Source organism: Cerasibacillus quisquiliarum, from assembly GCF_014202495.1.
GTDB classification, from domain to species: Bacteria; Bacillota; Bacilli; order Bacillales; family Amphibacillaceae; genus Cerasibacillus; species Cerasibacillus quisquiliarum.
In genome coordinates this window covers 104,470-129,912 of sequence record NZ_JACHHA010000001.1, presented here as the reverse complement: position 1 = coordinate 129,912, position 25,443 = coordinate 104,470, and the positions used below count along the sequence as shown (strand labels likewise).

The following is a 25,443-nucleotide window of genomic DNA, read 5'->3' as shown; positions in this document are numbered from 1 at the left end:
TTATTAGTTATTTGGCAATTCTTTGTATAAAATGACAATGCCAAAAAGCCTGTATAACCGGTATTTCTACTGTTTTTAAAAGTATATTTCAAAATGGTTTTAGTTATAAATCTACTTATATTCACAGAATAGATCTAAAGGACTACTATATTTTAACATTTTTTGGGTTTTTTTAATAGTTTATTACCAATATTAAACATGACGTTATATTTTTCGTAATCATCTGTTATTTTTTTGTAAAAAAACATGCCTATGTTATTTTTCGCAAATAACATAGGCATGTTTAATTTAGTTATTTCCGTAATAGTAATAATAGGAATTGGCAGCTTTTTCACGATCATTTAGGACCGTACCGAGCAATTTCGCTCTTGCTGGCTCTAATGCTTCTTTTGCCTTTAATGCTGCTTCTTTTTCTGTTTTTCCGCACCGAATGACGAGCAGTGTGCCGTCTACTGAGTCGGCGAGAATTTGTGCATCAGTCACTGCAAGGACGGGTGGCGTATCGAAAATAATAATGTCGTATCTTTCTTTCGCTTCAATGATAAGTTCTTTCAATCGTTTAGATGCTAGTAATTCAGATGGGTTCGGTGGAATCGGCCCTGATGATAGAATATCAAGGTTTTCCTCCGCTTCTTTGTTTAATGCTTGTTCTAGTGTATGTTCACCTACGAGCACATTACTTAAACCTCTTAAATTATCAAGGCGAAACGTATAATGGACTGTCGGTTTTCTCATATCAGCGTCAATTAAGAGAACTTTTTTTCCTTGTTGAGCATTTACAATAGCGAGGTTCGCTGTAATGGTAGATTTCCCCTCACTTGGGCCTGATGACGTAACAAGCATCGAATGAAGCTCATCATCAACTGATGCAAATTGTAGATTCGTCCGAATCGTTCGATACTGCTCTGAAATAGGTGAGCGTGGATTCAGCTTTGTAATTAAATGACGGATTGATGAATCAAACTGTTTTCTTTTGCGCGCCACTGAAACCACCTCGTTTCATACGTGATTGTTGTCCAATTAACATTCTCCCTTGGCGAAGATCTTCTGTTGTCATTGTTGAAATCACTCCAAGAACAGGCAGGCCAAGTTCTTTTTCAATATCATCTTCTGTTCGAATCGTATTATCAAGATATTCAAGTAGAAAGGCAAGTCCAACACCAATCATGCCACCTAATACAATTGCAATGGCGATATTTAATAATGGCTTTGGTGAGACGGGGGTTGGTTTTTCTACCATTTCTGCTGGTGAAAGAATTTTAACGTTATCAACATTCATAATGTCTGGAATCATGTCTTGAAAGACTTTCACAGTTGTATTCGCAATCTGTGTCGCTGTGGCTGGATTTGGGTCTGTTACAGTCACTGTAACGACTTGTGAATTTTGCTCACTAGACACTTTGATTTTCTGACTTAATGTTCCAGCTGAATAATCCAATCCTAACTCTTCAACGACTTCATCTAGTACTCTAGGACTTTTAATGATGACATTATATGTATTGATCAACTCAACATTTGTTCGGATATCATTTACATTATATGGGATATTTTGATCTTGTTGCGATTGATTCACAATAAACTGTGAACTTGATTCATACTTAGGGGTAATAATAAAATAGCTAAATACTACAGCGATAAGTGCTGCCCCAAAAACGAATGCAACAATGAGCATAAAGCGTTTCTTTATAACCCCAAATATTTCTTTTAAGGAAATTGTTTCTTCCATGGATTTACCTCCGTTAGTCATCTTCTACTTTATTTTAATTTTTCGAAATAAACGTAACAAAAACAGACAAATAGGCAATGTTAAACATTATATTCGAAATTATACCATAACATATGGCTATTTAATAATGTTTTTATGAGATTTTTTAAGTTTTGCGGCATTTTTAATAGGGTATCTATATCTATAAGCACATAAAACATAATGTTTATTTACCACTTGATTAATGTCGTAACAATACAATAAATGTCGTTTATTATTAATATTTTAGTCATAGTTTATGAGTTGAAATATATAACTTTGATAGATTTAAGGACTTTAGGATTATTCATTTAATTATTTATATATTTTAAGTTTAAAACAAGCCTCATTTGCTGTCCAATATTATATTTTTTATATTTTTGCGAATAATATAATAGTTAAATTGGCCTATACCAGATAGTACGTTCGGATTATGTCGTTTATTATTACAGTTCTATTACAATTTGGTGTAATAGCTTGATTCTACTAGTATTAAAGATATAATGATATCCATAATAAGATATATTTGTCTAATTTTTCCTATTTTATGGTATTTGTAGTTTTTTTATAATAGGACTTTAATACTTCATTTATTGCGTGACATTCTATAGTTTTTTCATACTATAGTATGAATTGTTAGGTCTTTTAGCATAGTTTTTATGACTATTTAACTTATTTATTCGTGCTCGGACATTTTATATGTAACGAGCCTAACTATATTTTGTGAAAGGGGTAAGTTCAATGGCAAAAAAGAAGATTTATATGGGAGTGACGGCAAGTGCTGTCATCGCTTCATCGCTACTTGCAGTTCAAAGTGCTGATGCCGCGACTCATACAGTAAAATCTGGAGACACACTGTGGGATATCGCTCAGAAATACCAGACATCTATTTCACATTTGAAGGAATTAAACAACTTAACTAGTGACATTATTTTTCCTAATCAAAAGTTGAAAGTATCTGGTAATAATGGAGCGAAGTCAAATTCATCTTCTAAAAGCACATCTACTAATAGCAGTAAATCAACATCAGGATCTTACACCGTTAAAGCTGGGGATACACTAAGTGAAATCGCATATAAGCATAATATGTCTCTTAATAAGTTAATGGAATTAAATAATCTAGATACGACACTCATTTTCCCAGGAGATAAATTAGTAGTTAATAAGAATGCTCGTACTAGCACGTCATCAAAAGGAAGTTCTAGTAGTTCTGGAAGTGGATCACGTGCACCATCTAACGCAAGTACATATACCGTTGTAGCTGGTGACACGTTAAGTGGTATTGCAAGTCAATTCGGTACATCGGTTAGTAACTTAAAAAAATGGAACAACTTAAATTCTGATTTAATTTTAGTCGGTCAGAAATTAAATGTAAAAGGTGCAAAGAGTGGCGGCTCATCTAATAGCTCCACTTCATCATCATCTAACAGTAAAAAGAATACAACCGTTTACACCGTTAAAGCTGGTGACTCACTATCACGCATCTCAGCACAATTCGGTGTATCGGTGAGCAACCTGAAACAGTGGAATAATTTATCGTCTGATTTAATTTATGTTGGTCAGAAGCTAAATGTTAAAGGTGGTAAGAGCAGTAGCAGTGGCTCAACATCATCAGGTAGTTCTAGTAGCTCAGGATCATCAAACAAAGGATCTTCTACAAATAACGGCTACAATGTTGATAAACTACTAAACACAGCATTCTCAATGCAAGGTGTGAAATATGTCTGGGGTGGTCAGACACCAAATGGATTTGACTGTAGTGGCTTTATCCATTTTGCTTACAATGAAGCAGGTAAAAAAATGAGTCGTACATCAAGTCAAGGATACTATGACCGCTCATATTATGTCTCAAATCCACAAGTTGGTGACCTTGTCTTTTTCTCCGGTACATACCGTAGCGGCATTTCTCATCTCGGTATTTATATAGGTAATAATAAATTTATTCATGCCGGAACAAGTACAGGTGTTACCGTCACAGATTTAAGTAACCCATATTGGAGTAAACATTTTGATTCATTTAAGAGATTTTATTAAGCATTTGATTAAATACTATTGAAAGACTATACGTTTACTAGAAAAACCTCGGGAAACCGAGGTTTTTATGTTTGTTGATGTGTAGGAATCGATAATTGTGGCATAAATTTACGAGAATAGGCTATATAGAACGTATGATTTAATATGATTATCCTAATTTATAATATGCAATTAAACTTGAAAAGAACAACTTTACTCCCTTAACATAGGCGTTTTCTTATCTTCTTTTTATACCATTGTTTTACTTTCGTACTTGGTACATCATCAAACTGTTCTTTTAACATATTTTTTAGTTTATGATATTGGAATTCAACGGACTTACGATCTCCGAATTTATCAAATAATTGCATGAGTTTAAAATATACATCTTCATTATAAGGAACTATCGATTGATAATGGAGATATAACATTATAGCCTCTGCATAATTTCTCTGTTCAACATAGTATTCTGCTAAACTTGTTAAGTAAGAAGTCCACAAAACTCTTAAGCGGTTTTGTTCACTTAATGCCCAGTGATAACTATCCTCTTCTAAATAATCTCCTTTATAAAGTCTTAATAATCTTTTATAAAGATGCAAATCTCCATTTTCAATATCAAAGTCTTTTAAGCCTAGTTCTAGTAAATCAACATCTGTTTTAATACCGTTCATATTGATCCTATATTGATTATTATTACTAATTATTTCTATCGGAAATTTAATCTGATTTAATGTTTTTCTTATTTGATAAATAGTTGAATAAAGTTGTGTTAGAGCATTTTTAACATCTGTTTCTGGCCATAATAAATCAATTATGACATCTTTACGTACAGTTTCATTACGATTATGTAATAAGAAAGCAAATAGCTCTCTCGCCTTTGCCGTACGCCAATTAACATTAATTTGTATACTCTTTAATGATTGCTTAAATTTTAATGCTTTAAAGCAACATATAATTGGACCGCTCATTTTGATTTTTTTTCTCTTTTTCATAAGACGATTAATAGTTATTTTAAATCGTCCTGTATATGTATTTTTTTCAAGAAAATCAACCGCATTAATTTCAAATGCCTCGACTGCATATTCGATACGAGAAGTAACAAATACGATATTCGTATCTGGATATATATCAAGTACCTTTCTAGCTAGAGTCATACCGTCTAAATATGGTAATTCAATTTCCGTAAAAATAATTTCGGGTTTAGATTGAATAATTTTTTCATAGGCTTTTATAGGATTTATAAATTTACCAATAATTTTTATATCAGATAATTCTCTAATTCTTTTTTCTAGTAAATTCAAGGCTACTATTTCATGATCAACTAGAATTGCCTTCAAGATGAGCCCCCCTAATCATAAATGAAAACTTTAACCTCCAGTTCAAATATTATTATTACCTAGTACTAGTATTTTGTAATAACTATATTTTTACCATATATATATTTTACAATCATTTATTTGAGAAAATGAGTAACTATAATAGTTTGTAAATAATGATTATCACATTAGTGATGACAATCAATATGAGTATCACTGTCATTACATATTGAAATACAACATTAAACGTCAATTGATGGTTTTCTTCTTTTTTAAATGATTTGTCTCCATCTAAGTATTGTAATAGTTCCTCTTCTATTTCATGATTTAATTTTTCTAAGTCTGTTTTTTGCTCATCATGGGTCATGTCTATCACCTATAAATTATAGATATACCTTCTCTCTAGATATGAAAGGTATCTCTTATTTTTCAACAAATGTTTCAACTCATGTAATATTCCTTGTTTACTAGCAATTCCACTTATACAAATGACAATATTATGAACGAATAAAATACCATATGATTGTAATCTACCAAACATAATTCCTCTTATATTAACATGACTGTCAGGTAAACAAACAGGTAATTTTATTTGATATCGACTAAGTATGATTCCAGTTTTTAATAAGTCATTTAATGTGAAAGATTGTTGTTCCTTTACACGATATCGTCCGGTTAAATTTAATGTAGCAGATGATTTTAAGTTTATTTTTTCATTAAGCTTACTTATTTCTTGCATCGCTTTTTTCCTACTTCCAAAATACAGATAAGCTAATTCAAAAATGGCGCTCGGATGTTGTGTTTGAATTAATTCATCTATCAGCTCGCGATGTGTGAAAATCTGTCCTGTTTTAAACGGTTTTCCACTCATACTTTTTCCTCTGTTAGTAGGCCATTTGTTTAATTCACATTTTTCTTCATACCTTATCCCCTTATTTAACAGCAAGTATAAAAGCAAGATAGGACCAATTCCTTCTATTGATTGTGTATGAGTATTACCATGTTGAAATATTGTTTTGCGTTTTTTCATATCATAGGCAATCATTCCCCATTGTGGTTGAAGTAATTCGGCTATTAATAAAGGAGTGGGACGATCGAATCCTTTTACAGATCGAGATATATTGGCTGGTAATAGATGACTTGTCTTTGAAAAGTCACTTCCTGTTACCGATCCTTTTAATACGATTAATGAATCATCTGAACAATAATAAGGAACACGTGTTGAAAGGTCTTGAGCATTATCAAACCACCCTCCGACCATTTTTGTTGGCAAATTCTGTATGACACGTCTCATATATTGCCCATGACCAAAAACATAATCAGCATGAGATTCTAAAATATATGGTATTAGCTTATGATGTAATGTCTCACTTTTTTCACCTAAATCTGCCACCTGACCTAGCACTAATATCTTTTTGCCGTTGTAAAATTGTTGTTTTTCTTTGAAAGTTTGAATGGCATTAATCATTGAAGGGATGGCTGCATTATGAGAATCATCGATAATATCAACACATCTTCCATCTTTTGTTTTTAGTTGCTTTAATTCCATAACGCGTTTGAGTGACTTAAATTTATCAATCTTTGGCAATAGTGACTCTAAATCATAGCCTAATTCCGCTAAACATAGAATTGCACCTAATGCATTCTCCACTATTCCATCACTTGGTAATTCCATCTCAAATTTGTAATCTTTATTGTTGTAATGGAAAATAATTGATGTATTATATTTATTCTGTTTTTTACTTTTTAAAAATAAATCTGCTGTACAGTCATTCATACTGTAAGTCTTTATATGAGTTGTACGTTTTTTTGCTTGTTCATATAAAAGATTAAATTCTTCTTTGTTAATACTTTTATTAATAATGGCTAAACCATTTTCCTCCAAACCTGCAAATATTCTTGCTTTAAAACGCGCGACATTCATTGTGGAATGTAAAGTTGATAGATGTGCTTCCCCAATTGATGTGACGATACAAACATTTGGTCTTACTGTTAATGATTGATTACCACGATTATTTAAAGCATTTAAGGAAATCTCGATGATACCTATATCTGGATTTTTACATAACTTAGCCCCATATAAAGGAACACCAGATTGTGTATTATGATTGCCACGTGTTGCCACAATCGTATGACTATCTTTTAGTAAATGTTCAAGTATCAACCGGGTTGAGCTCTTTCCAACTGAACCAGTTATCCCTATAACCGGATTAGACATTTTATGTCGTGCGGCTTTTGCTAAAATTCTCATCGATGCGAAACTGTTCTTCACGATAATTTGTGGAACATCATTTATTAATTGTGGAATCGGCTCCTCTGTAATAATTAAATCGCATTTATTATAATGATTTAAAATACTTATATTGCCATCTTTCCACGGGAGTTCTTTTCGATGAGCTTCATTCCATCTATCTTTTGAAATAGAAATAAAACAATTACCAGGTTTATTTTTAAGTCGATTAGGATCAAATTCGAAATCAATAATTGGTGAGATTTGTTTTAATTTATTGTAAAGTTTACCCTCTAATATGTCTTCTATCTCTTCAAATGTAAAACCAGACATCCTACACGCCCTCTATTCTATAATCTATTTTGTATTAGCTTAGATAGTTAAATCAGCGTCTTTTAAATGTGGTATCCGTTCGTGTAAATATTGGCAGTAACCCGATAAATAATGTTCAACATCATCTATTCTTACTCTAAATGAATGATGGCGAATGAAAAATCCATCCACGATTAAATCTGGCTTCTTCATATACATCGCTAATTCAGGATAGAAAAAGCCAACACGTTGATATTCAGCTCTGTGGTCGATGGTTTCAATTAAAAACGCTTCATCTATGTATTTTAGTAATTCACTTTTTTGTAATTCTTTGATTTTATTTATCATCTTATAAGCTGCCATTGTTAATTCTAAAAAAGTTGGGAATGTTGTTTCACGATGATAAATGAAATTTAATTTATGATGACAATTTTTAAGCCCAAAAATAAAGTACTTATCTTCAGGTTCATATGTTGTTAATTCATTAGCTGCATAACTTAACCAGTGATCATGGTATTTCCAATAGTCGTTTTTTATAAAATAATCAAATGTCTTTTTAACTTCTTCTAACCAGAGTTCTTTTTTATCAATAGCATATAAACGCAGTAAAGCAAAAATAGCTTCTCCTTCATAATAAATAATTCGATTTAATGCTTTAATACTAAACGTTGGATATGTTAGTACATGAATAAATCCTTCATCAGGTAATTTCATATGGAGAATACCTTGTGCTAATGCTTGAGCAATATCGAGATAGCGATCAGTATTTGTTACTTCCATATACTTAGTCATCGCTAATATTGCTGTTGCATTAGAACCCAATTTTATTTCGTTTTCATTTGCATGATCGACAACAAACGCTGTCCTTACTGGCAAACCCTCTTTATAAACGATAGCTTCCTTAATTAAGTAATTTAATCCACGCTCTATAGCTTCTAATATTCTATTATCCTTTAATACTTCATATCCCTCAGCCATAGCATAGAGTGAACTTGAGTGTCTTAGTATATTATAAGTACCTATTTTTTTTGCAAATGCTGAAAAATATCCATATTCAAATTGTCCTGATTCCTTCACTTGATTAGCTAGATAATACGTTGCTCGTTCTATTAATTGTTTCGTTTCTTGTTTTATATTATTTACTTTACGAATGCCATTTGTTAATTCACCATGATAAAGTTCATGGATTTTATCACTCATGCGTTCTTTAAATATAGACCGTGTTTTAAAGATAAAAACATCGCGCTCTCTATACATTTCTTTCATAAATGGAATACGTAATCCTTTATTATATTTCAAATAATGGTTGATGTTCGTTTCATCAAGTGCTAACGGCTTTTTTTTCACACTCCTTATCATCGCATTCCCATTGATTTCTTGCTCTAAGAAAGCTAAACGAAACTCTGGATCAAAGGCAATACCATATCGGAAGTAATTTTTTCGTGTTTTAGCTATTATATTTTCTAATTGTATGAATGATATTCGTTTTATTTCTGAAACGACATCTATTTTCAACCATTCTGGATTCATATTGTTTTTTTGTACGAGCTGAATTGCTTTTTGCTTGATTCTTTGAAATGCTTTTTGAAAATCTTTGTCTTTTTCCGTAAAGACACGAGCACGTATTTGGCTATTTCCGATTGATAAAAAGATAATATATTGATCTTTATTATTTATTCTTACCTTTGATAATTCTTTAGTTTCTATTTTTTTACATAAACATTGTTCAACTTGTTCCATCGCTTTATAAATATAACCTAGGTTTGACTGCTTATTCATCATTAACTCGCCCTCTATTTTATTGATAAATAATCAGCCCACATTTCAATTGAAATATAGGCTGATTTTATTTAAAAAGATGTTATCTTATTTTGAACTATGACCCTTTTTTCTTCTTTTACCAGTTAGTAATCCAGCAATCCCTGCTAATAAAGCTGTCAAGCCAGCTAATCCTGTATTAAAGATAGATGTAGCCGTATCTGGTAATTTCTCACCTTGACCTTTTGTATCTGTTTCATCAACTCTTTCACCTGTATCGACTTCATTATCTGACGTATCGGCGTCAGCATCAGCATCGGCGTCAGCATCGGCATCAGCATCAGCATCAGCATCAGCATCAGCGTCGGCATCGGCGTCAGCGTCAGCATCAGCATCGGCGTCAGCATCGGCATCGGCGTCAGCATCGGCATCGGCGTCGGCATCAGCATCGGCGTCAGCATCGGCATCAGCATCAGCATCAGCGTCGGCATCAGCGTCGGCGTCGGCATCAGCATCGGCATCGGCGTCAGCATCAGCATCGGCGTCAGCGTCAGCATCGGCGTCGGCATCGGCATCAGCGTCGGCATCGGCGTCAGCATCGGCATCAGCATCGGCGTCAGCATCGGCATCAGCATCGGCGTCAGCATCGGCATCAGCATCAGCATCAGCGTCGGCATCAGCGTCGGCATCAGCGTCGGCATCGGCATCAGCGTCGGCATCGGCATCAGCATCAGCATCAGCGTCGGCATCAGCATCGGCGTCAGCATCAGCATCGGCGTCAGCATCGGCATCAGCATCAGCGTCGGCATCGGCGTCAGCGTCAGCATCAGCATCGGCGTCAGCATCAGCATCGGCGTCAGCATCGGCATCAGCATCAGCGTCGGCATCGGCGTCAGCGTCAGCATCGGCATCGGCGTCGGCATCAGCATCAGCATCGGCGTCAGCATCGGCATCAGCATCAGCATCAGCGTCGGCATCAGCATCGGCGTCGGCATCAGCATCGGCATCGGCGTCAGCATCAGCATCGGCGTCAGCATCAGCATCGGCGTCGGCATCGGCATCAGCGTCGGCATCGGCGTCGGCATCGGCATCAGCGTCGGCATCGGCGTCGGCGTCGCTGTCATCTAGGCATTCACCAAAATCTAATGACGTTCCTGTTCCATGATTAGCAAACAAGTCTAGGTCAATAACTGCATCTTGAACCGCAAGACCTTTTATTTCGACATTACCACAAACTTTTTCGCTAACTTTAATACCATTCACATTAACAGTCGTACCTGCGATTAATTTTAATGCAGCTAAATCGTTAACTAAATCAGTTGTTAAATCAGTTACTTGATCTGCTACATTCGTTACCTCTGCAGTTAAATTACCTACAGTAGTTAGTAATTCATTTACTAAACCTTCTAGTGCGCCTACAACACCTTCAACAGCAGGTCCGAGTAAAGGATTTATTAATGGATCTAAAATTGGTCCTAATAATCCACCGAGCGCATCAATCAATTTTCCTAAAGGTCCATCACCTAATAGGGGCGCTAATACATCACCTAGAAGCGGTAGATTATCTAAATTGTTCACGAGATCTAATATATTTTCAGTGTTTATGCCGCCCTCTAATAATTTAATTTCTAAATTCCCTAAAGCTTGAGATAAATCATCCAACAGCTCTACTACAACAGAATCAATTGTTTCTTGTAAATGTTTACCTAAGCCATCACCATATTCAACCGTGATTGTTCCATCTTCATTAATTGTTACTGGGATGTCTGCTTCTTTATATGATGTTAATGAATCCAATGAACTTTCTAAGTTGTTTAATGCATCAAGTGCTGCAAGAACATCATCCAAACCGTTTACCTGAAGAATTCCAGGTGAGATATTTAATAGTTCATCAACAAGTGTACCGATTTCATTCGTTAAGTCTGTAACTGTCGTAGTTAATCCACCGACTGCAGAATAAAGTCCAGGTAGGTTTTCTCTTGTAATCGGTAAGATATCAACCGATACATTTGCTGTTCCACCTTCTACTAGATTACCAGCAAGTTCTGGTGCATAGAACTGCGTTACAATATTTGGATTAAGTACTTCAGTATCGGCTAATCCCCCAGATGTCATCGTTAAGGATAATTCTGATGGTTGACCTGGTACTGTCTGAACTGCTCCTGAAAGTTTTACATCCGTTAAAATATTAATATTCGCTAAATTCTGAGCATGTACCTGATTGGATTTGAAACCTGGAAGATTAAGCGTATTAACAACCGAATTGACCGGAAACGTTAAGATTAGTGATGTTGCTGCAATAGCTGCAACCTTTTTCATTTTATTCTTCCGATTGATTGCCTTCTTATAATCAAATGTTTTTCTACTCAAAGAATAATACCTCCTATAATGATAGAATAATATTTCTCGCTAAATGTTGTCTTTCATTTACTATTTCTCCTAAAGATACCCCCTTCGTAAAACATTCCGTTCTATCTCTTGATGACTTATTATTTTCACAACTAATCTAACAAATAATAATGTTCAATTTCTGAAAAAAATCTATACAAAAACTATACATCGTCATTTAGACATATAATAAAGTCTTTTAGACTAGATTTTACTTAAAAATATGATTTATTTTATGAATTATAAAATTGGGTATTCAATCTTATGAGAAGAATATTTACATTAATCGATAGAAAGAGAGCATTTATCTTTAATAATGAAAAAAACACTTCTTAAATGAAGTTTCATTTAAGAAGTGTTCACATATTATATAATCGTTCAATTGATAACCTGAACCTTTCTTTCGTAAAAGGTTTTAGTAAATAGTCTAATGCATCAATTTCGAATGCTTGAATGGCGTATTTCCTATCACTTGATATAAATATAATATTGGTATCAAAATGAATCGATAATATTTTCTTGACCAATCTAATAGCATTTGCACCTTGTACATCTGTATCTAAAAATTAACTTCTGGCATCATTGTTTTAACTGCCTTCAAGACATGTCTTGATTGTGTAAATTTACCAATAATATGTATGTTAGTTGTTTCTTTAATCATTCTTTCGATCCTGTTAAGCGTTGTTACATCATGAATAATAAGTAAAGCTCTCATTTAAAATGGACACCTCATAAATAATCAATTTATTTCAACGATCTTTTAAGCTTTTTTATTACTTTTATACTATTATCGGGAGATTTATTAGAAAAATATGCTTTTATTATATTAAGTTTCCTTTACAAATTGAAATTATATTATATAAACACACTTCAAGTTTGATGAAATCATGCTCCAGATAAAGCACTCTTTAAAGTCATATTAAAGATAGAGAATTTGAAAATAGAAAATATTGATTCTGGTAACCAAATCTCTTCAAAGATTTACATGATGTTTACGTTCATTTTACAGTTAATAAACATTAGATAGGTAAAATGTAGTATGTCATATCTTATATTAATGGAGGGAAATACATGGTAAAACGAAAGAGTCGATCTATCGTCGCAGCAATATCAGCTATAAGTATTTTTTTGACTTCTCTCATTCCTGCAATTCCTGTTGTTATTGCAGCTGAGAGTGTCAATAGTGGTGAATTGAATTTTACTGATAGCAATATGCAACTAGAAAACGAGCAAATACAGTCTATGGATGAAGGTCAATCAGGTACTGAACTTGCTCATGAAGAGGAAAGTTTGTCTAATAATAACAACCAGGAGCTTGTGGATAACTCTCACACAGACTCTACTGCGACTGATGAACAACCAGCTATGTTAGAAAAGCCTTCTAGTCAAGAAGAAGAGACACCTGAAACGACTGAATCAAGTGAATATGAATTGCCTTCAATAACTGAGAAGAAACAGTCTGAAGAGGCAAATACGGATAAAGAGCAATCTCATGTGGAAGAGGAAGTAAACAAATCTGATGCTGAACCATTTGAAATTTCTCATGATCCACTTAAAAAAATCAATCATAAGGAAAACGTCACACTACAGGTTACTGTGCCGAAAGCGGATAAAGTAACAGTGACATACCAGACAGGAAAAGAAATGGCTAAAGACGTTTTACCCCTTGAGCGTCAAGGGAAGACGGATGAGTTTTCATTGACGATTCCAGCGAACACGCTTGAACAACTTCTCTGGTCACCTGTCTTCTATTATTCTATCCAAGCGGTCAATGAAAATGGCGAGGAAATTACGACTGATACATTTGAAGTCGCTGTGGAATTAAATGAAACCATTCATGCACAACAGTTACCACCCCTACTTATTACTGAGCTTGTGCCTGATACGTTCAATGTGAATAAAAAAGATGCCTATGAATTTATTGAAATCTATAATCATACGAATCAACCAATTACAATGAACGATTATCAAATTATTTATCGCTATCCAGATGGAAAGGCGGATGTCATTTGGGAAATTAAAGATGACAAAGTCGTTCAACCACAAGAAGCATTTGTCGTTTGGATTCATAATGAAGGTAATAAAGATTTAACGATAGACGATTTTAATAAACAATATGGACTTGATTTGACAGAAGAACAAGTGGCCATTGTGGAATCGGACGGAATGGCGAATGGTTCAGAACGGACGATTGTTTTAGCAGATAAAAATATGAACGAACTCGTCTCCGCTACTTATGTTAAAAATGATGTTCGCGAAGACAAAGGTATTGTTTATAAATATCCGACATCAGGAAAAGAAATGAAAAAAGTCGGCATTAGTGAAACAGTAACACCGACTAAAATCTTAACTGGGCAAGTACCGAGTGAACCTGTACGAGTCGATGGTCTCGGAGAATTAGCAATCAATCATACACCAGTAACAAAAATAAGCAATGATCAATCGTTTACATTAGATGCGGTAGCTCCGAATGCTTCAACTGTTACAGTCACATATCAAACTGGAAAAGATATGGAACGACAAGAAGTCGCACTTAAACGCCAAGAAGAGACGGATAAATTTTCACTACATATTCCAGCTGAAATGGCTCGGGAATTGTTCTGGTCTCCAGTATTCTATTATTCACTTCAAGCAGTCGATGCATTAGGACAATCCGTAACGACTGAAACGTATGAAGTTAGAGTAGAACTTAATGAATCAGTTGATACACATAAGATGCCCCCACTATTAATAACAGAAGTGACACCAGACACGGTGAATGAAAATGGTGCGGACGCCTATGAGTTTATCGAAATCTATAATAATACGAATCAAGCAATTAAAATGAGTGATTATCAAATTATTTATCGTTATCCAGATGGGAAACCAGACCAATTTTGGCCGTTTACAGACGATAAAGTCATTCAACCTGAAGAAACGTTTATCGTTTGGATTCATAATTCTGGTAACAAACATTTAACATTGGACGATTTTAACAAACAGTATGGGCTCGATTTAACAGAAGACCGCGTCACAATTGTTGAGTCAGACGGGATGGCGAATGGGTCAGAACGGACACTCATCATCGCTGACCGTTACAAAAATGAAATCGTCTCTGCGACTTATAATGACGGTGGTCGTGATGTGAAAGCTGATCAAGGCATCGTTTATCGTTATCCTTTATCAGGAAAAAAGATGAGAAAAGTTGGTGTTGGTGCTGGAGTTACACCGCTTGAAATTATGCCAGGTCAAGTGCCTAGTGAACCTGTTAAAGTAATAGTAAATGGTGATGCACCTGTTATTGAACATAACGTTCCTACTCTGGATAATGGCTCTGATATTGAACTACGTGTACATGTGTCATCAGATCAGCCGCTACTTGGTGTGAATGCACATATGACACAGAGTAAAAATTTTTCCAAGGACACAGTCGTTATGGAAGAAACAGATGAATCAGGTGTTTATACAGTAACGATTCCACGGGAGGATATATGGAGTGACACGCTATATTATCATTTCACAGCTGCAAATGAAGCTGGCGAAAAAATCAGTGAGTCTTATGAACTTTCTGTGCCACAAGTGGAAGTAGATTACCAAACGCTACCGGAACTATTAATTACCGAACTCGTTCCTGATAGTACAAATGTAAATGGTTTAGATGGGTATGAGTTTATTGAAGTGTATAACAACTCCAACCAAGATATTAATTTTAACGATTATATTATTCGTTATCGATATCCAAATGTTGGTAAACTGGGGGATTTGATTTGGGAACCGACCACTGATGGAGAAGTGATCATTCCTTCTGGTGAAGCAGTCGTATTTTGGATTATTAATTCTGGGAATGGACATTTAAGTGCTGATGATTTCAATCATAACTATGGTACCGCTTTAATTGAAGGAAAAAATTTATTCCGCATGCATAATAATGGAATGGCTAATGGCAGTGAGCGCACACTTGTCGTTGCGACAAAAACGGGCCATGACATTTCTCGTGCAAGCTATAATACGGATGTTAATGTCGATGATACGATACCAGATAAAGGGATTTTCTATCGTTATCCGGTTGACGGCACACTCGACTCTTTGAAAATTAGTGCGGGTGATTGGAATGCGACACCAGGTTCTGTCATGGATGAAAAAGTACCTCATGAACAGGTGCAATTACCGTTTGATGAAAAAGCACCTATTATTGAAGATTTAACAGCAGTTAAGGAAGTTTCTTCTTCAGAACCGGTTACGATTGAAGCGAAAATTACCGATGACCAACAAGTAAAAGCGGTTAGCCTATTTTACCGAACGAGTGAAAATGATGATTTTACAGAAGTGAATTTAGAGGAACTGAGCAATCACCGTTTTCAATTAACGATTTCTGAAGCAGAGTTTATCGGTCGAGAAAAACTAGCATACTACTTCGTTGCTCGCGATGGAACGCATACATCTGAGACAGATTTAACTGTCTTACCGATTAAACATGACCATGCTTTAGATGGTTTACGATTAAATGTAAAAGATGGCGACTTATTATCAAGAAAAGCGCTTATTAAAGCGACTGCAGATGATGCGGCAGATGACATGCGCGTTTTTGTTGATGATGAACCATTAAATGACATGACAAGGGCGCTTGAATCTGATGCTTACTTCGCTTTTGAAGTGAGAAAAACCGACTTATATTTTAAAAATGGTGTCACAATGGGCGACGATATTTTGCATATATTTGATGACACAACGAATGAATATACGACATTAATCGTCCCTGTCGAACCAGAACGACTCATCCCTGGGGACAACACGATTACTGTTCGTGCAGGAACAAAAGTAAGCCCATTTGATTTTGAATCAACAGAAAACCGTGATGATTTTTACTTGAAAAATATTCGACTTATTTTAGCTGATGGAACGATTATTCGCGATTCAAAATACGTGGATCCTAGTGTTGAACACGCAATTGGCGATAGTGCGGGGATGGAATGGGTTTATGATTTCGTCTTTACGATTGATGAAGAACATTTTAGCTCGCATGCTTTTGAATGGGATACGACTCAAGTAGCAGATGGCAAGCATGTTGTAAAAGCGGTTTACAATGATGAAACGGTTGAAGCGCGTGTCATTGTGGATAACACAGCACCTAGCATTGTGCCGTCGATAGAAGGCGGAAAAACATATAAAGGGGCTTTCACAATTGATGCGGACGTGACAGATGAGACAAGTGAAGTTGTTGAAGTCACTGCACAGTTAAATGATAGCTATATTTCACTGCCATATGAAACGAGCTCCGCGTTATTAGAGGAAGGTAAGCATACGGTCGTCTTTACAGCTACGGATGCAGCTGGTAATGTAGCGGAAAAGCGTGTCACATTTAAAGTCGATGCGGAACATCCGAATGCTCCGGGTAAAAAAGATGGCGACGTTAATACGACAGAAGCAAACTTAGCGGTTAAGGTGACTGACCCAACTGGTGATGATTTAGATGTGAGTTTTTACGAAGCGTTCCAATATCGTGCTGATGATGAAGCGATGACGATTTCAACACATGCTTCAGATACAGAACCACCTAAGGAATTTAGACCTGATGGAGAGTATGTTTTAAACGATGATGAGCGTGCGCGATTGGTAAATGTTGATGGTAAAACAGTCGAAACGGAATCATATGAACAGTTCCCATATCATCGTTTTGATGTCACTGTTGATGAAAAAGTGAGCGCTAATGATCGAGTGGAAATCGTTTGGCAAGGTTCTTCCCTCCCTGGTCGTAAAGTAACGATGTACGCCTGGAACTATGAAACAAAACGCTGGGAGAAACTTGTTTCACATATTGCTGATGAAGAAGCTTTTCAATTGGTTGGGGAAGTGATTGCCAGTGATTATGTGAAAGATAGACATGTGAGCGTCATTGTGCAGGATGAGATTGCAGGTAGTGCTGACGTTGGTACTCGCGGTTCCGACAATGCAGACGCGAACGGTAACCAAGCTGCTGCCGACGTGATGGACTCAGAAACACTGGAACATGATTTTACAGTAACTGGAAATGAGTTTTCATTTGTCTGGTTTACTGACACGCAATATTATTCTGAATCATATCCACATATTTACGAGTCACAAGTGAAGTGGATGGTTGAGCAAGCTGATAACTTAAATTTGAAATACGTTTTCCATACAGGGGATTTAGTCGACAAACATTATGATATGAAACAGTGGGTAGTGGCTGACCGTAACATGAAAATCCTAGATGATGCTGGTATTCCTTACGGTGTTCTCGCTGGAAACCATGATGTTGGCCATAAAGAAATTGACTACACGACATATTATAAGTACTTCGGGGACCACCGCTTTGAAGACAGACCATATTTTGGAGGTTCTTATTTAAATAATCGTGGCCATTACGACCTTATCTCAGCAGAAGGAAACGATTTTATTATGATTTACATGGGCTGGGGTGTTGATGAAGATGGCATTAAATGGATGAATGATGTTTTAGAAAAATATCCAAATCGTAAAGCTATCTTGAATTTCCATGAATATTTACTAGCAAGCGGATCACGCAGTCCTATTGCTGATAAGATTTATGAGGAAGTTGTTAAGCCGAATAAAAACGTTTTTGCTGTTTTATCTGGACATTATCACAATGCTCAAACATTAGTTGATGAAATTGATGATAACGGTGACGGCGAGACAGATCGCGTTGTCTATCAAATGCTTGCTGACTACCAGGCTGGACCTGAAGGCGGGCAAGGATTTTTGCGAATTTTAACATTCAATCCTGAGACAAATACGATGGATGTGAAAACATATTCACCTTATCTCGATACATTTAATTTCTATGATCCGAAAGAATTCCCTGGAAAAGACGAATTCGTCGTTGACTTTGACTTAACACCTCAATTGAAAAAAGTTGAGACAGATTTTGTTGAAGTTAATGTCTACACAAATGATTTAATTGGTAAAGTAGACAATGTTCCAAGTGGTGAAACAGCAACAGTCGTCTGGAATGACCTCAATTCGAATGAAACGTATTTTTGGTACGTTTTAGCCGAAGATGCTTTTGGCGGTAAGACCCGCTCTGACATCTGGTCATTTATGACTAAAGATGGCGAAGTAATTGGTCAGCCGGGGGATGGTAGCTCGGGCGGAGATGATGATGGTGCTGGCGGCGGTGATGATGGTGACGGTGCTGGCGATGGTGCTGGCGGCAGTGACTCTGACCCTGGTAGTGAAAATCCTGGGGCTGGAGCTGGCGGCAGTGACTCTGGTCGTGAAGAACCCGAGGATAGCAGCTCTGGTGGAAATGATAATGGTGCTGGCGTTGGCGCTGGTTCTGATGATCGTACTGATAACAACGGCGATGGAGCTGGCAATAACGATTCTGCGAGCGACACACATGCAAAAGATCATACAAATACTGTTCAAAATAAAGTGTCAATTTCAAAAGATAAAACTAAAACAGGAACACAACTACCAAGCACAGCAACAAACCTATATAACTATATTCTAATCGGTATCCTGCTTCTAATTGGCGGTATGACCGTCGCGATTAGAGTTTGGATTAAAAGAAAATATAATTAATCAGAAAGAACCGTCCGCGGACGGTTCTTTTCATTTTTGTTTTTGTTTGAAGAAGAAGCGGGGTTGCGCGATTTTGGCCCGGGGTCGCGCGATTTGGAACCGCACCGCTCGATTTGGAACCGTACCGCTCGATTCTGATCCCGCACCGCTCGATTCTGGAACCGCACCGCTCGATTCTGATCCCGCACCGCTCGATTCTGATCCCGCACCGCTCGATTCTGATCCCGCACCGCTCGATTCTGATCCCGCACCGCTCGATTTGGGACTCGTACCGCTCGATTAAGTCTATAATTTGTTTAGGAAATATGGTATGTCTTTTGAGAACCATCTCCTATATTTATGTGAGTAATATAGATTTGCAGATTTTAATAATCTTGTAGCAAGCTGGCGGCTATCCACTTGCAAAAAATACCGGCATTCGCGGTTGGAGATGCCACGGCCAAAGATAATGAGAAATTCTCTAATAGTAGGGATATGGGCAGTTCGAGAGGTATGCTGACATTTTTGACATAGCCATTTTTCCCGATGGCGCACCATACCGATTTCTTTACAGGCTGGGCATTTGACGCCGGGTTTGATGTCTTTGAGCTGAATGTTGAGTCGATTGCAGTAATCGGTATATTTAGTATGAGCATTTTTAACTATTAGTTTGCCAAGTTGGACGTGGTTAATTTTTCGGTATAGCTGGGATTCGAAATGTTTTTCTAGTGTGAGTATTTTTTGTGGGATATGTTCGCCATGTGAAACGATTTTGGTAATTCTTTTTTTCGCTTCTCCATCCCCTGTTATTTTAATGACTGTTTCAGGATTCGCTATGACAACAAAATAGTGGATTGGGATGGAATGAATACTGTGTTCGTCGAGCCATTGGATGAGATTCATGCGCTGGGCCTCGGCTTGGGAAATCGGGTGGCGAAAGCCTGTTTCGGTCTCCCCGTCATTGCGGATGAATTGGTTAAGATCTGAGTCGAATGTGATTTGGTTGGCAAAGTTTTTTACTTCGAGAGGGAAAATAGCATAATTTGAGAGTATCAAGGTGTCGATCTGGAAGGTTCTATCCTTATTTTTTAGAGTGATGCCTCTGAGGATGGTGAATTTTTTTCTTAGGAAATTGATATGATAGTCGACTTTCTTTTCTCCGATATAACCTTTGAGATAGCGATGAAATATGTTTGTTACATCACTGTGGCTTGCATGATTGGGGACAAGACGAGGAAGTGCAGCTTCTGACCATAGCAAGATGTAAGGTTTTGTTCGCTCAAGCATACAATGCCTCCTTAAAAATTTTAATGGCTGTCTAATTTTTTGATTATTATATAATATATCATTTATAATAGTAGATAGGAAGTATTTTCATGGAATTTTTTTACTTCAGTTATGGCTAGTTCATAGTCGTTATTTAAAATTTTCATTGTTATATTAAAATTTTTCAGGGGGTAGACAAGATGAGTTTGAAAACGGTTTCAATTTCACGTGAAGGAGCTGTATCCATTGTCGAGGTGAATCATCCACCAGCAAACACATTGTCTTCTGAAACGATTGCAGATTTAAGAAAAGCCTTTAAACAATTAGCAGATGATAACGAAACTCAAGCCATTGTTGTGACAGGTGCGGGTCGATTCTTTATTGCAGGAGCTGATATTAAAGAATTCACAGATGCGTTCGGTGATTATGAAAAAGCATACGGTATGGCTGAAGCAGGTCAAGCGTTATGTGATGAAATTGAACAGATGAAAAAGCCTGTCGTAGCAGCGATTAACGGGGCAGCACTTGGAGGTGGCTTAGAGCTCGCCATGGCTTGTGATTTAAGAATTGCAGCTGATGATGCGATTTTAGGGCTGCCAGAGCTGAACCTCGGACTTATTCCTGGTTTTGGTGGAACACAGCGTCTGCGCAACATCGTTGGTACAGCAAAGGCAGTTGAAATGATTTTAACGAGTAAGCAATTAAATGGTAAAGAAGCATTTGAAGTCGGGCTTGTTCAAGCATCTGTTGCTAAAGATGAAGTCATTGATACGGCTTTAGCATTAGCTAAATCTCTTATTGAAGGCCGCAGCATGACGAGTGTTACACGTGCATTAGAGTGTATCGTAAAAGGTGAAAATGAAAGTCTTGAGCACGGTTTAGAGCGCGAACGTAATCGTTTTGCCGAACTGTTCTTAACAGAAGACGCTAAAGAGGGCGTAACAGCCTTTATAGAAAAGCGTAAACCTAAATTTAAACATAAATAAATTTGATAGATGGCATATTCATGATCTGAGCACAATCGACGATCAAATGTGGATAATATGCCTACTATATATAGTAGTGATTTTTTATTAATATATTTTAACATTGTTAATTATGCTAGACAGAGTCCTTGAGGTCATATATTTTTTTATGAATCTCTAAGGATTATCGTATGAATAAACAAAGGGAGGCGTTTTGATGGGTGACGTTTTATTTTCAAAGGAGAAAAATGGTCTAGGGGTAATCACACTCAATCGTCCAAAAGCATTAAATGCGCTGAACTATGATATGTTAAAAGGAATTAATGAAACGCTGAATAAATGGCGTGATGATGATACTGTTCAGGTCGTACTGTTTGATGCGGCGGGTGACCGAGCATTTTGTGCAGGTGGTGACATTAAAACGCTCTATGAAGCACGCCAAGGTGGTGCTAAAATCGAAGACGCTGTTGCTTTCTTCGACTTAGAGTATGAAACAGATGCGATCATTTTTGATTATCCGAAACCGATTGTCGCTAATTTAGACGGAATTGTCATGGGCGGTGGTGTCGGCTTAACATACGGCGCAGATTATAAGATTGTAACTGAACAGACGAAATGGGCTATGCCTGAAATGAATATCGGGTTTTTCCCTGATGTTGGTGCAACCTATTTTCTAAATAAAGGGCCAGGTATGGCTGGTCGTTATGTTGTATTAACAGCACGAACAATCGGTGCAGCTGATGTGCTTTATTTAGAAGCAGCTGATGCTCACGTACAGACTGAGCAGTTGGTCAAATTGCTTGATGAACTGAAGTCCGAAGACTGGCTTAACGGTAATGTGGAAAAACGTCTCTCCACTCTTGTAGAAAAATATGCTTCGACACCTAAGGAGCTAGGTGAACTCCAACGATTACAACCAGTTATAGATAAACATTTTAGTCACGATACACTTGAAGAAATCGTGGCTTCTCTAGATGGCGAAGAAAGCGAATTTGGAGAGAAGACGAAAAAAAGACTATTGGAGAAATCACCAGTCTCGCTAAAGGTGACACTCGAACAATTAAAACGTGGTGTAGGAAAATCATTTAGAGAATGCTTAAAAACAGATTTAGTTTTAGCTGAAAACTTCATGAAACATGATGACTTTTTCGAAGGTGTGCGCTCAGTCTTAGTCGATAAAGACCGTAACCCTAACTATAAATATAAGACACTTGAAAAAGTTTCAGATGAATTGGTTGAATCATTCTTTGAAAAATAAAAGAGTGTCAAAGCATTGTTTGCAAAAATAAAAAGGAGATTTTCTGCGCTTGGAGAAAATCTTCTTTTTATTAGGGTATTTGTGCGTGAATTTGGGTTGGGCATGTGAGTTTGACCCGAGGTCGCGCGATTTTGGCCCAGGGTCGCGCGATTTGGGCTCGGGGTTGCGCGATTTTGGTTCGGGAACACAGGCTCCCTGATTAAGTCTATATAATTGTGTAAAAAGAGAATGAGCCATCACAATTCCTGGAACAATGTTTATAACCCAAAAAAACATTCAAGGAGGAATTTATGATGACTCAAATTAATGAAATTATCGGTTTGAAAATTTCCCAAGCTGAGTCAAAGAAAAATTGGAGTGATTTCTTCGATTATTTAATATCTCGCGGGTTAAAGTCACCTCGCATAGTTATTTCCGATGCTCATCAAGGGCTTAGAGCTGCCATTGAAGAAAAATTTGTCGGCTCCACCTGGCAGCGATGTACAGTTCACTTCATTAAAAACATCATAGATGCGATGCCTAAGAAAGACTCAGAAGACGCGCGTAATCTGGCTAAAAGTATTTTTAGATCCCCAAATAGTAAAATAGCCAGGGAACTAAAAGAAGAGTTCATCAAGACATACGAAGACAACGGTAAATATCAAAAGGCTATTGAAAGACTAGATGATGGATTTGAAGATGCGATTCAATTTTTCGCTGAGCCAGAGAACGCACATAAACACATTAAAACCACAAATGTCCTAGAAAGAATAAATTCAGAGATTAGAAGACGAGAAAGAGTCATACGAATCTTTCCAAATCAACAATCGGCGTTTCGATTAATAGGTTCTGTTTTAATGGATTACGAAGAAACACTAGATCAAGGAATAAGAAAATACATCCATTTTTAATTTAAAATTCACTATTAAAGCTGTCTATCACGCCACCATTGACATCGTTTATTGTCCGTGTTATTGAACGACTTACAGGTTCAGGAAAAATAATGCCTATTAGGCTCACCTGTTTTTTATTGTAACACGGACAAATCGAATCTAAGCATTCGCTGGTGGGGCCCCGACCCCTTCCATCGAATGCCAAGATTCGAACACGACGTCAATGGCAAGCAGCAAAGAGAATATATAAGAACTAAGCTTTCGGAAGAAGGAACTGGAGACATTTATAAAAAACGCAAAATAGATGTTGAACCAGTTTTTGGATTCTTGAAGGCTAATTTGTCATTCACTCGATTATCCGTTAGAGGAAAATCGAAAGTAGAAAATGAATTAGCATTTGCCTTAATGGCGGTAAACTTAAAAAAGTATACCGCCAAAATCCAAAATAATAATAATCCTAACAATCCGAAACAAAAAAGAAATTGCGGAAACAACATTTTAATGTTGATTCCTGAATTTTCTCATTTAAGACTGGTTTTGTCCCAGATCCTATTTACAATTTAGCTATATCTTTCCGGTAAAAGAAGCCTGGATGATTTCTAAGTGCGGCTTCCATAGATTGATAGACTTTTTCAGTAGCGGCTTCAATTGTTGGTTGCTTTGAACCTACAAGTAGGACACGACCGCCATTGGATACAAGATGATCCTCTTTTCTTTTTACCCCAGCATAAATGGTAAACACATCGCCTTTAAATGTCGGGATGGATAAGTTTTTCTCATATGAACTCGGATATCCATTCGCTGCTAAGACGACACCGACACATGTTTCATCTTCCCAAGCAAGCTGTGGATCTTTTCCAGCTAATACATCAAGCAATACTTGTAGTAAATCATTTTTTAATAAAGGCAAAATCACTTGTGTTTCAGGATCACCAAAACGTGTATTAAATTCAATCACTTTCGGCCCATCTTTAGTCATCATTAATCCAGCATAAAGAATGCCAGTAAACGGTCGACCTTCCGCCACCATTCCGTCAGCTGTTTTTTGCAAAATGGCTTCAGTAGCATAAGCTAATGTTTCTTCAGAAATATCTGGTACTGGGGCAAACGAACCCATTCCTCCTGTGTTCGGTCCCTTATCATTGTCAAAAGCACGTTTATGATCACGTGCTGGAATCATTGGAAAAACATTATTTTCATATACAAAAGCAATATAAGAAAACTCTCGACCTTCTAAGTACTCTTCGATAACAATTTTTGTACCAGCATCGGCAAATGTTTTATCAATCATCATCGCATCAATCGCATCAAGTGCTTCATCTAATGTTTCAGCAACGACAACACCTTTCCCTTGAGCAAGTCCATCTGCTTTAATGACGATGGGGGTTCCTTTTGCTTTAATATATGCTTTTGCCGCTTCAGGGTCGGTAAATGTCTCATAATCAGCAGTAGGGATATTATGTCTTTTCATAAAAGCTTTTGCAAAACTTTTACTTCCTTCAAGCATAGCTGCATCTTTCCGTGGGGCGAAGATTTTAAGACCATGTTCCTCAAAGCGATCAGCTATGCCTAATAGTAATGGGTTTTCTGGACCAACAAAAGTTAATCCAATGTTTTTTTCTTTTGCAAATTGGACAAGACCCTCAATATTCGTTTCATCAATATTGACACATACTGCTTTATCAGACATACCGTCATTACCAGGAGCAATATACAATGTATTAATTTTCTTGCTCTCTGCTAATTTGGCTACAATACTATGCTCGCGCCCACCACGACCAATAACTAATACATTCATTG

15 protein-coding genes and 2 pseudogenes are annotated in these 25,443 nt (G+C 36.7%); 6 read left to right on the top strand and 11 right to left on the bottom strand.

From position 1 onward, the window contains the following. Positions 1 to 288: 288 nt before the first annotated feature. The gene (locus HNQ35_RS00710; protein ID WP_146935163.1) at positions 289 to 984 is read right to left on the bottom strand and encodes a CpsD/CapB family tyrosine-protein kinase; all 696 of its coding nucleotides are present in this window, start codon (positions 982 to 984) and stop codon (positions 289 to 291) included. Continuing rightward, positions 959 to 1,726, bottom strand: coding sequence for a YveK family protein (locus HNQ35_RS00705; protein ID WP_146935165.1), 768 nt, complete (start codon positions 1,724 to 1,726; stop codon positions 959 to 961). The genes HNQ35_RS00710 and HNQ35_RS00705 overlap by 26 nt, the downstream gene beginning before the upstream one ends. A 759-nt stretch (positions 1,727 to 2,485) precedes the next feature. Here HNQ35_RS00705 and HNQ35_RS00700 point away from each other — a divergent pair. After that, complete coding sequence (locus HNQ35_RS00700) at positions 2,486 to 3,778, top strand: C40 family peptidase (RefSeq protein WP_246118023.1); 1,293 nt, start codon at positions 2,486 to 2,488, stop codon at positions 3,776 to 3,778. Between the two features lie 200 nt (positions 3,779 to 3,978). Here the strand turns inward: HNQ35_RS00700 and HNQ35_RS00695 are convergent, their stop codons facing one another. The 7 genes from HNQ35_RS00695 to HNQ35_RS00670 form a co-directional block, all read right to left on the bottom strand. Continuing rightward, positions 3,979 to 5,094, bottom strand: coding sequence for a response regulator (locus tag HNQ35_RS00695; RefSeq protein WP_146935167.1), 1,116 nt, complete (start codon positions 5,092 to 5,094; stop codon positions 3,979 to 3,981). 136 nt (positions 5,095 to 5,230) lie between these two features. Beyond that, a complete protein-coding gene (locus HNQ35_RS00690) occupies positions 5,231 to 5,440 on the bottom strand; it encodes a hypothetical protein (protein ID WP_146935170.1) in 210 nt (69 codons plus the stop codon). 9 nt (positions 5,441 to 5,449) lie between these two features. Then, positions 5,450 to 7,636, bottom strand: a complete 2,187-nt coding sequence (locus tag HNQ35_RS00685) for a Mur ligase family protein (RefSeq protein WP_146935172.1) — start codon at positions 7,634 to 7,636, stop codon at positions 5,450 to 5,452. A 39-nt stretch (positions 7,637 to 7,675) separates the two neighbouring features. Next, positions 7,676 to 9,394: a glycoside hydrolase family protein gene (locus tag HNQ35_RS00680; protein WP_146935175.1), complete on the bottom strand. Its 1,719-nt coding sequence runs from the start codon at positions 9,392 to 9,394 to the stop codon at positions 7,676 to 7,678. 87 nt (positions 9,395 to 9,481) lie between these two features. Next, positions 9,482 to 11,743, bottom strand: coding sequence for an adhesive domain-containing protein (locus HNQ35_RS00675; RefSeq protein ID WP_183330106.1), 2,262 nt, complete (start codon positions 11,741 to 11,743; stop codon positions 9,482 to 9,484). A 377-nt stretch (positions 11,744 to 12,120) separates the two neighbouring features. Then, the gene (locus tag HNQ35_RS14480) at positions 12,121 to 12,288 is read right to left on the bottom strand and encodes a hypothetical protein (protein WP_371862292.1); all 168 of its coding nucleotides are present in this window, start codon (positions 12,286 to 12,288) and stop codon (positions 12,121 to 12,123) included. 32 nt (positions 12,289 to 12,320) lie between these two features. Next, positions 12,321 to 12,476 carry a hypothetical protein gene (locus HNQ35_RS00670; RefSeq protein WP_170226566.1) on the bottom strand — a complete coding sequence of 52 codons (156 nt, stop codon included), beginning with the start codon at positions 12,474 to 12,476 and terminating at the stop codon, positions 12,321 to 12,323. 356 nt (positions 12,477 to 12,832) lie between these two features. On the opposite strand from HNQ35_RS00670, the gene HNQ35_RS00665 reads away from it, so the two are divergent. After that, complete coding sequence (locus tag HNQ35_RS00665) at positions 12,833 to 19,303, top strand: lamin tail domain-containing protein (RefSeq protein WP_146935183.1); 6,471 nt, start codon at positions 12,833 to 12,835, stop codon at positions 19,301 to 19,303. 285 nt (positions 19,304 to 19,588) lie between these two features. Here the strand turns inward: HNQ35_RS00665 and HNQ35_RS00660 are convergent, their stop codons facing one another. Beyond that, positions 19,589 to 20,569, bottom strand: a complete 981-nt coding sequence (locus HNQ35_RS00660; RefSeq protein WP_146935187.1) for an NERD domain-containing protein — start codon at positions 20,567 to 20,569, stop codon at positions 19,589 to 19,591. Between the two features lie 179 nt (positions 20,570 to 20,748). Here HNQ35_RS00660 and HNQ35_RS00655 point away from each other — a divergent pair, with 179 nt between their 5' ends. From HNQ35_RS00655 to HNQ35_RS00640, 4 genes and pseudogenes are all read left to right on the top strand, one after another. Further along, positions 20,749 to 21,534, top strand: coding sequence for an enoyl-CoA hydratase (locus tag HNQ35_RS00655; RefSeq protein WP_146935189.1), 786 nt, complete (start codon positions 20,749 to 20,751; stop codon positions 21,532 to 21,534). Positions 21,535 to 21,727: 193 nt separating this feature from the next. Next, the gene (locus HNQ35_RS00650) at positions 21,728 to 22,771 is read left to right on the top strand and encodes an enoyl-CoA hydratase/isomerase family protein (protein ID WP_146935191.1); all 1,044 of its coding nucleotides are present in this window, start codon (positions 21,728 to 21,730) and stop codon (positions 22,769 to 22,771) included. A 308-nt stretch (positions 22,772 to 23,079) separates the two neighbouring features. Beyond that, positions 23,080 to 23,661 (top strand): annotated as a pseudogene (locus HNQ35_RS00645) (IS256 family transposase); the annotation flags it as partial. 213 nt (positions 23,662 to 23,874) lie between these two features. Continuing rightward, positions 23,875 to 24,224 (top strand): annotated as a pseudogene (locus tag HNQ35_RS00640) (transposase); the annotation flags it as partial. Here the strand turns inward: HNQ35_RS00640 and purD are convergent. Continuing rightward, on the bottom strand, positions 24,197 to 25,441 hold the full coding sequence (gene purD, locus HNQ35_RS00635) for a phosphoribosylamine--glycine ligase (protein ID WP_146935195.1): 1,245 nt from the start codon (positions 25,439 to 25,441) through the stop codon (positions 24,197 to 24,199). The pseudogene HNQ35_RS00640 and the gene purD sit on opposite strands and share 28 nt — an antisense overlap. Positions 25,442 to 25,443: the final 2 nt, after the last annotated feature.

Bases quoted from the DNA above. Each gene is read 5' to 3' on its own strand.
- HNQ35_RS00700 (WP_246118023.1), top strand. From the start codon at position 2,486: ATGGCAAAAAAGAAGATTTATATGGGAGTGACGGCAAGTGCTGTCATC.
- HNQ35_RS00655 (WP_146935189.1), top strand. From the start codon at position 20,749: ATGAGTTTGAAAACGGTTTCAATTTCACGTGAAGGAGCTGTATCCATT.
- HNQ35_RS00680 (WP_146935175.1), bottom strand. From the start codon at position 9,394: ATGAATAAGCAGTCAAACCTAGGTTATATTTATAAAGCGATGGAACAA.
- HNQ35_RS00660 (WP_146935187.1), bottom strand. From the start codon at position 20,569: ATGCTTGAGCGAACAAAACCTTACATCTTGCTATGGTCAGAAGCTGCA.
- HNQ35_RS00670 (WP_170226566.1), bottom strand. From the start codon at position 12,476: ATGAGAGCTTTACTTATTATTCATGATGTAACAACGCTTAACAGGATC.
- HNQ35_RS00690 (WP_146935170.1), bottom strand. From the start codon at position 5,440: ATGACCCATGATGAGCAAAAAACAGACTTAGAAAAATTAAATCATGAA.
- HNQ35_RS00665 (WP_146935183.1), top strand. From the start codon at position 12,833: ATGGTAAAACGAAAGAGTCGATCTATCGTCGCAGCAATATCAGCTATA.
- purD (WP_146935195.1), bottom strand. From the start codon at position 25,441: ATGAATGTATTAGTTATTGGTCGTGGTGGGCGCGAGCATAGTATTGTA.
- HNQ35_RS00685 (WP_146935172.1), bottom strand. From the start codon at position 7,636: ATGTCTGGTTTTACATTTGAAGAGATAGAAGACATATTAGAGGGTAAA.
- HNQ35_RS00705 (WP_146935165.1), bottom strand. From the start codon at position 1,726: ATGGAAGAAACAATTTCCTTAAAAGAAATATTTGGGGTTATAAAGAAA.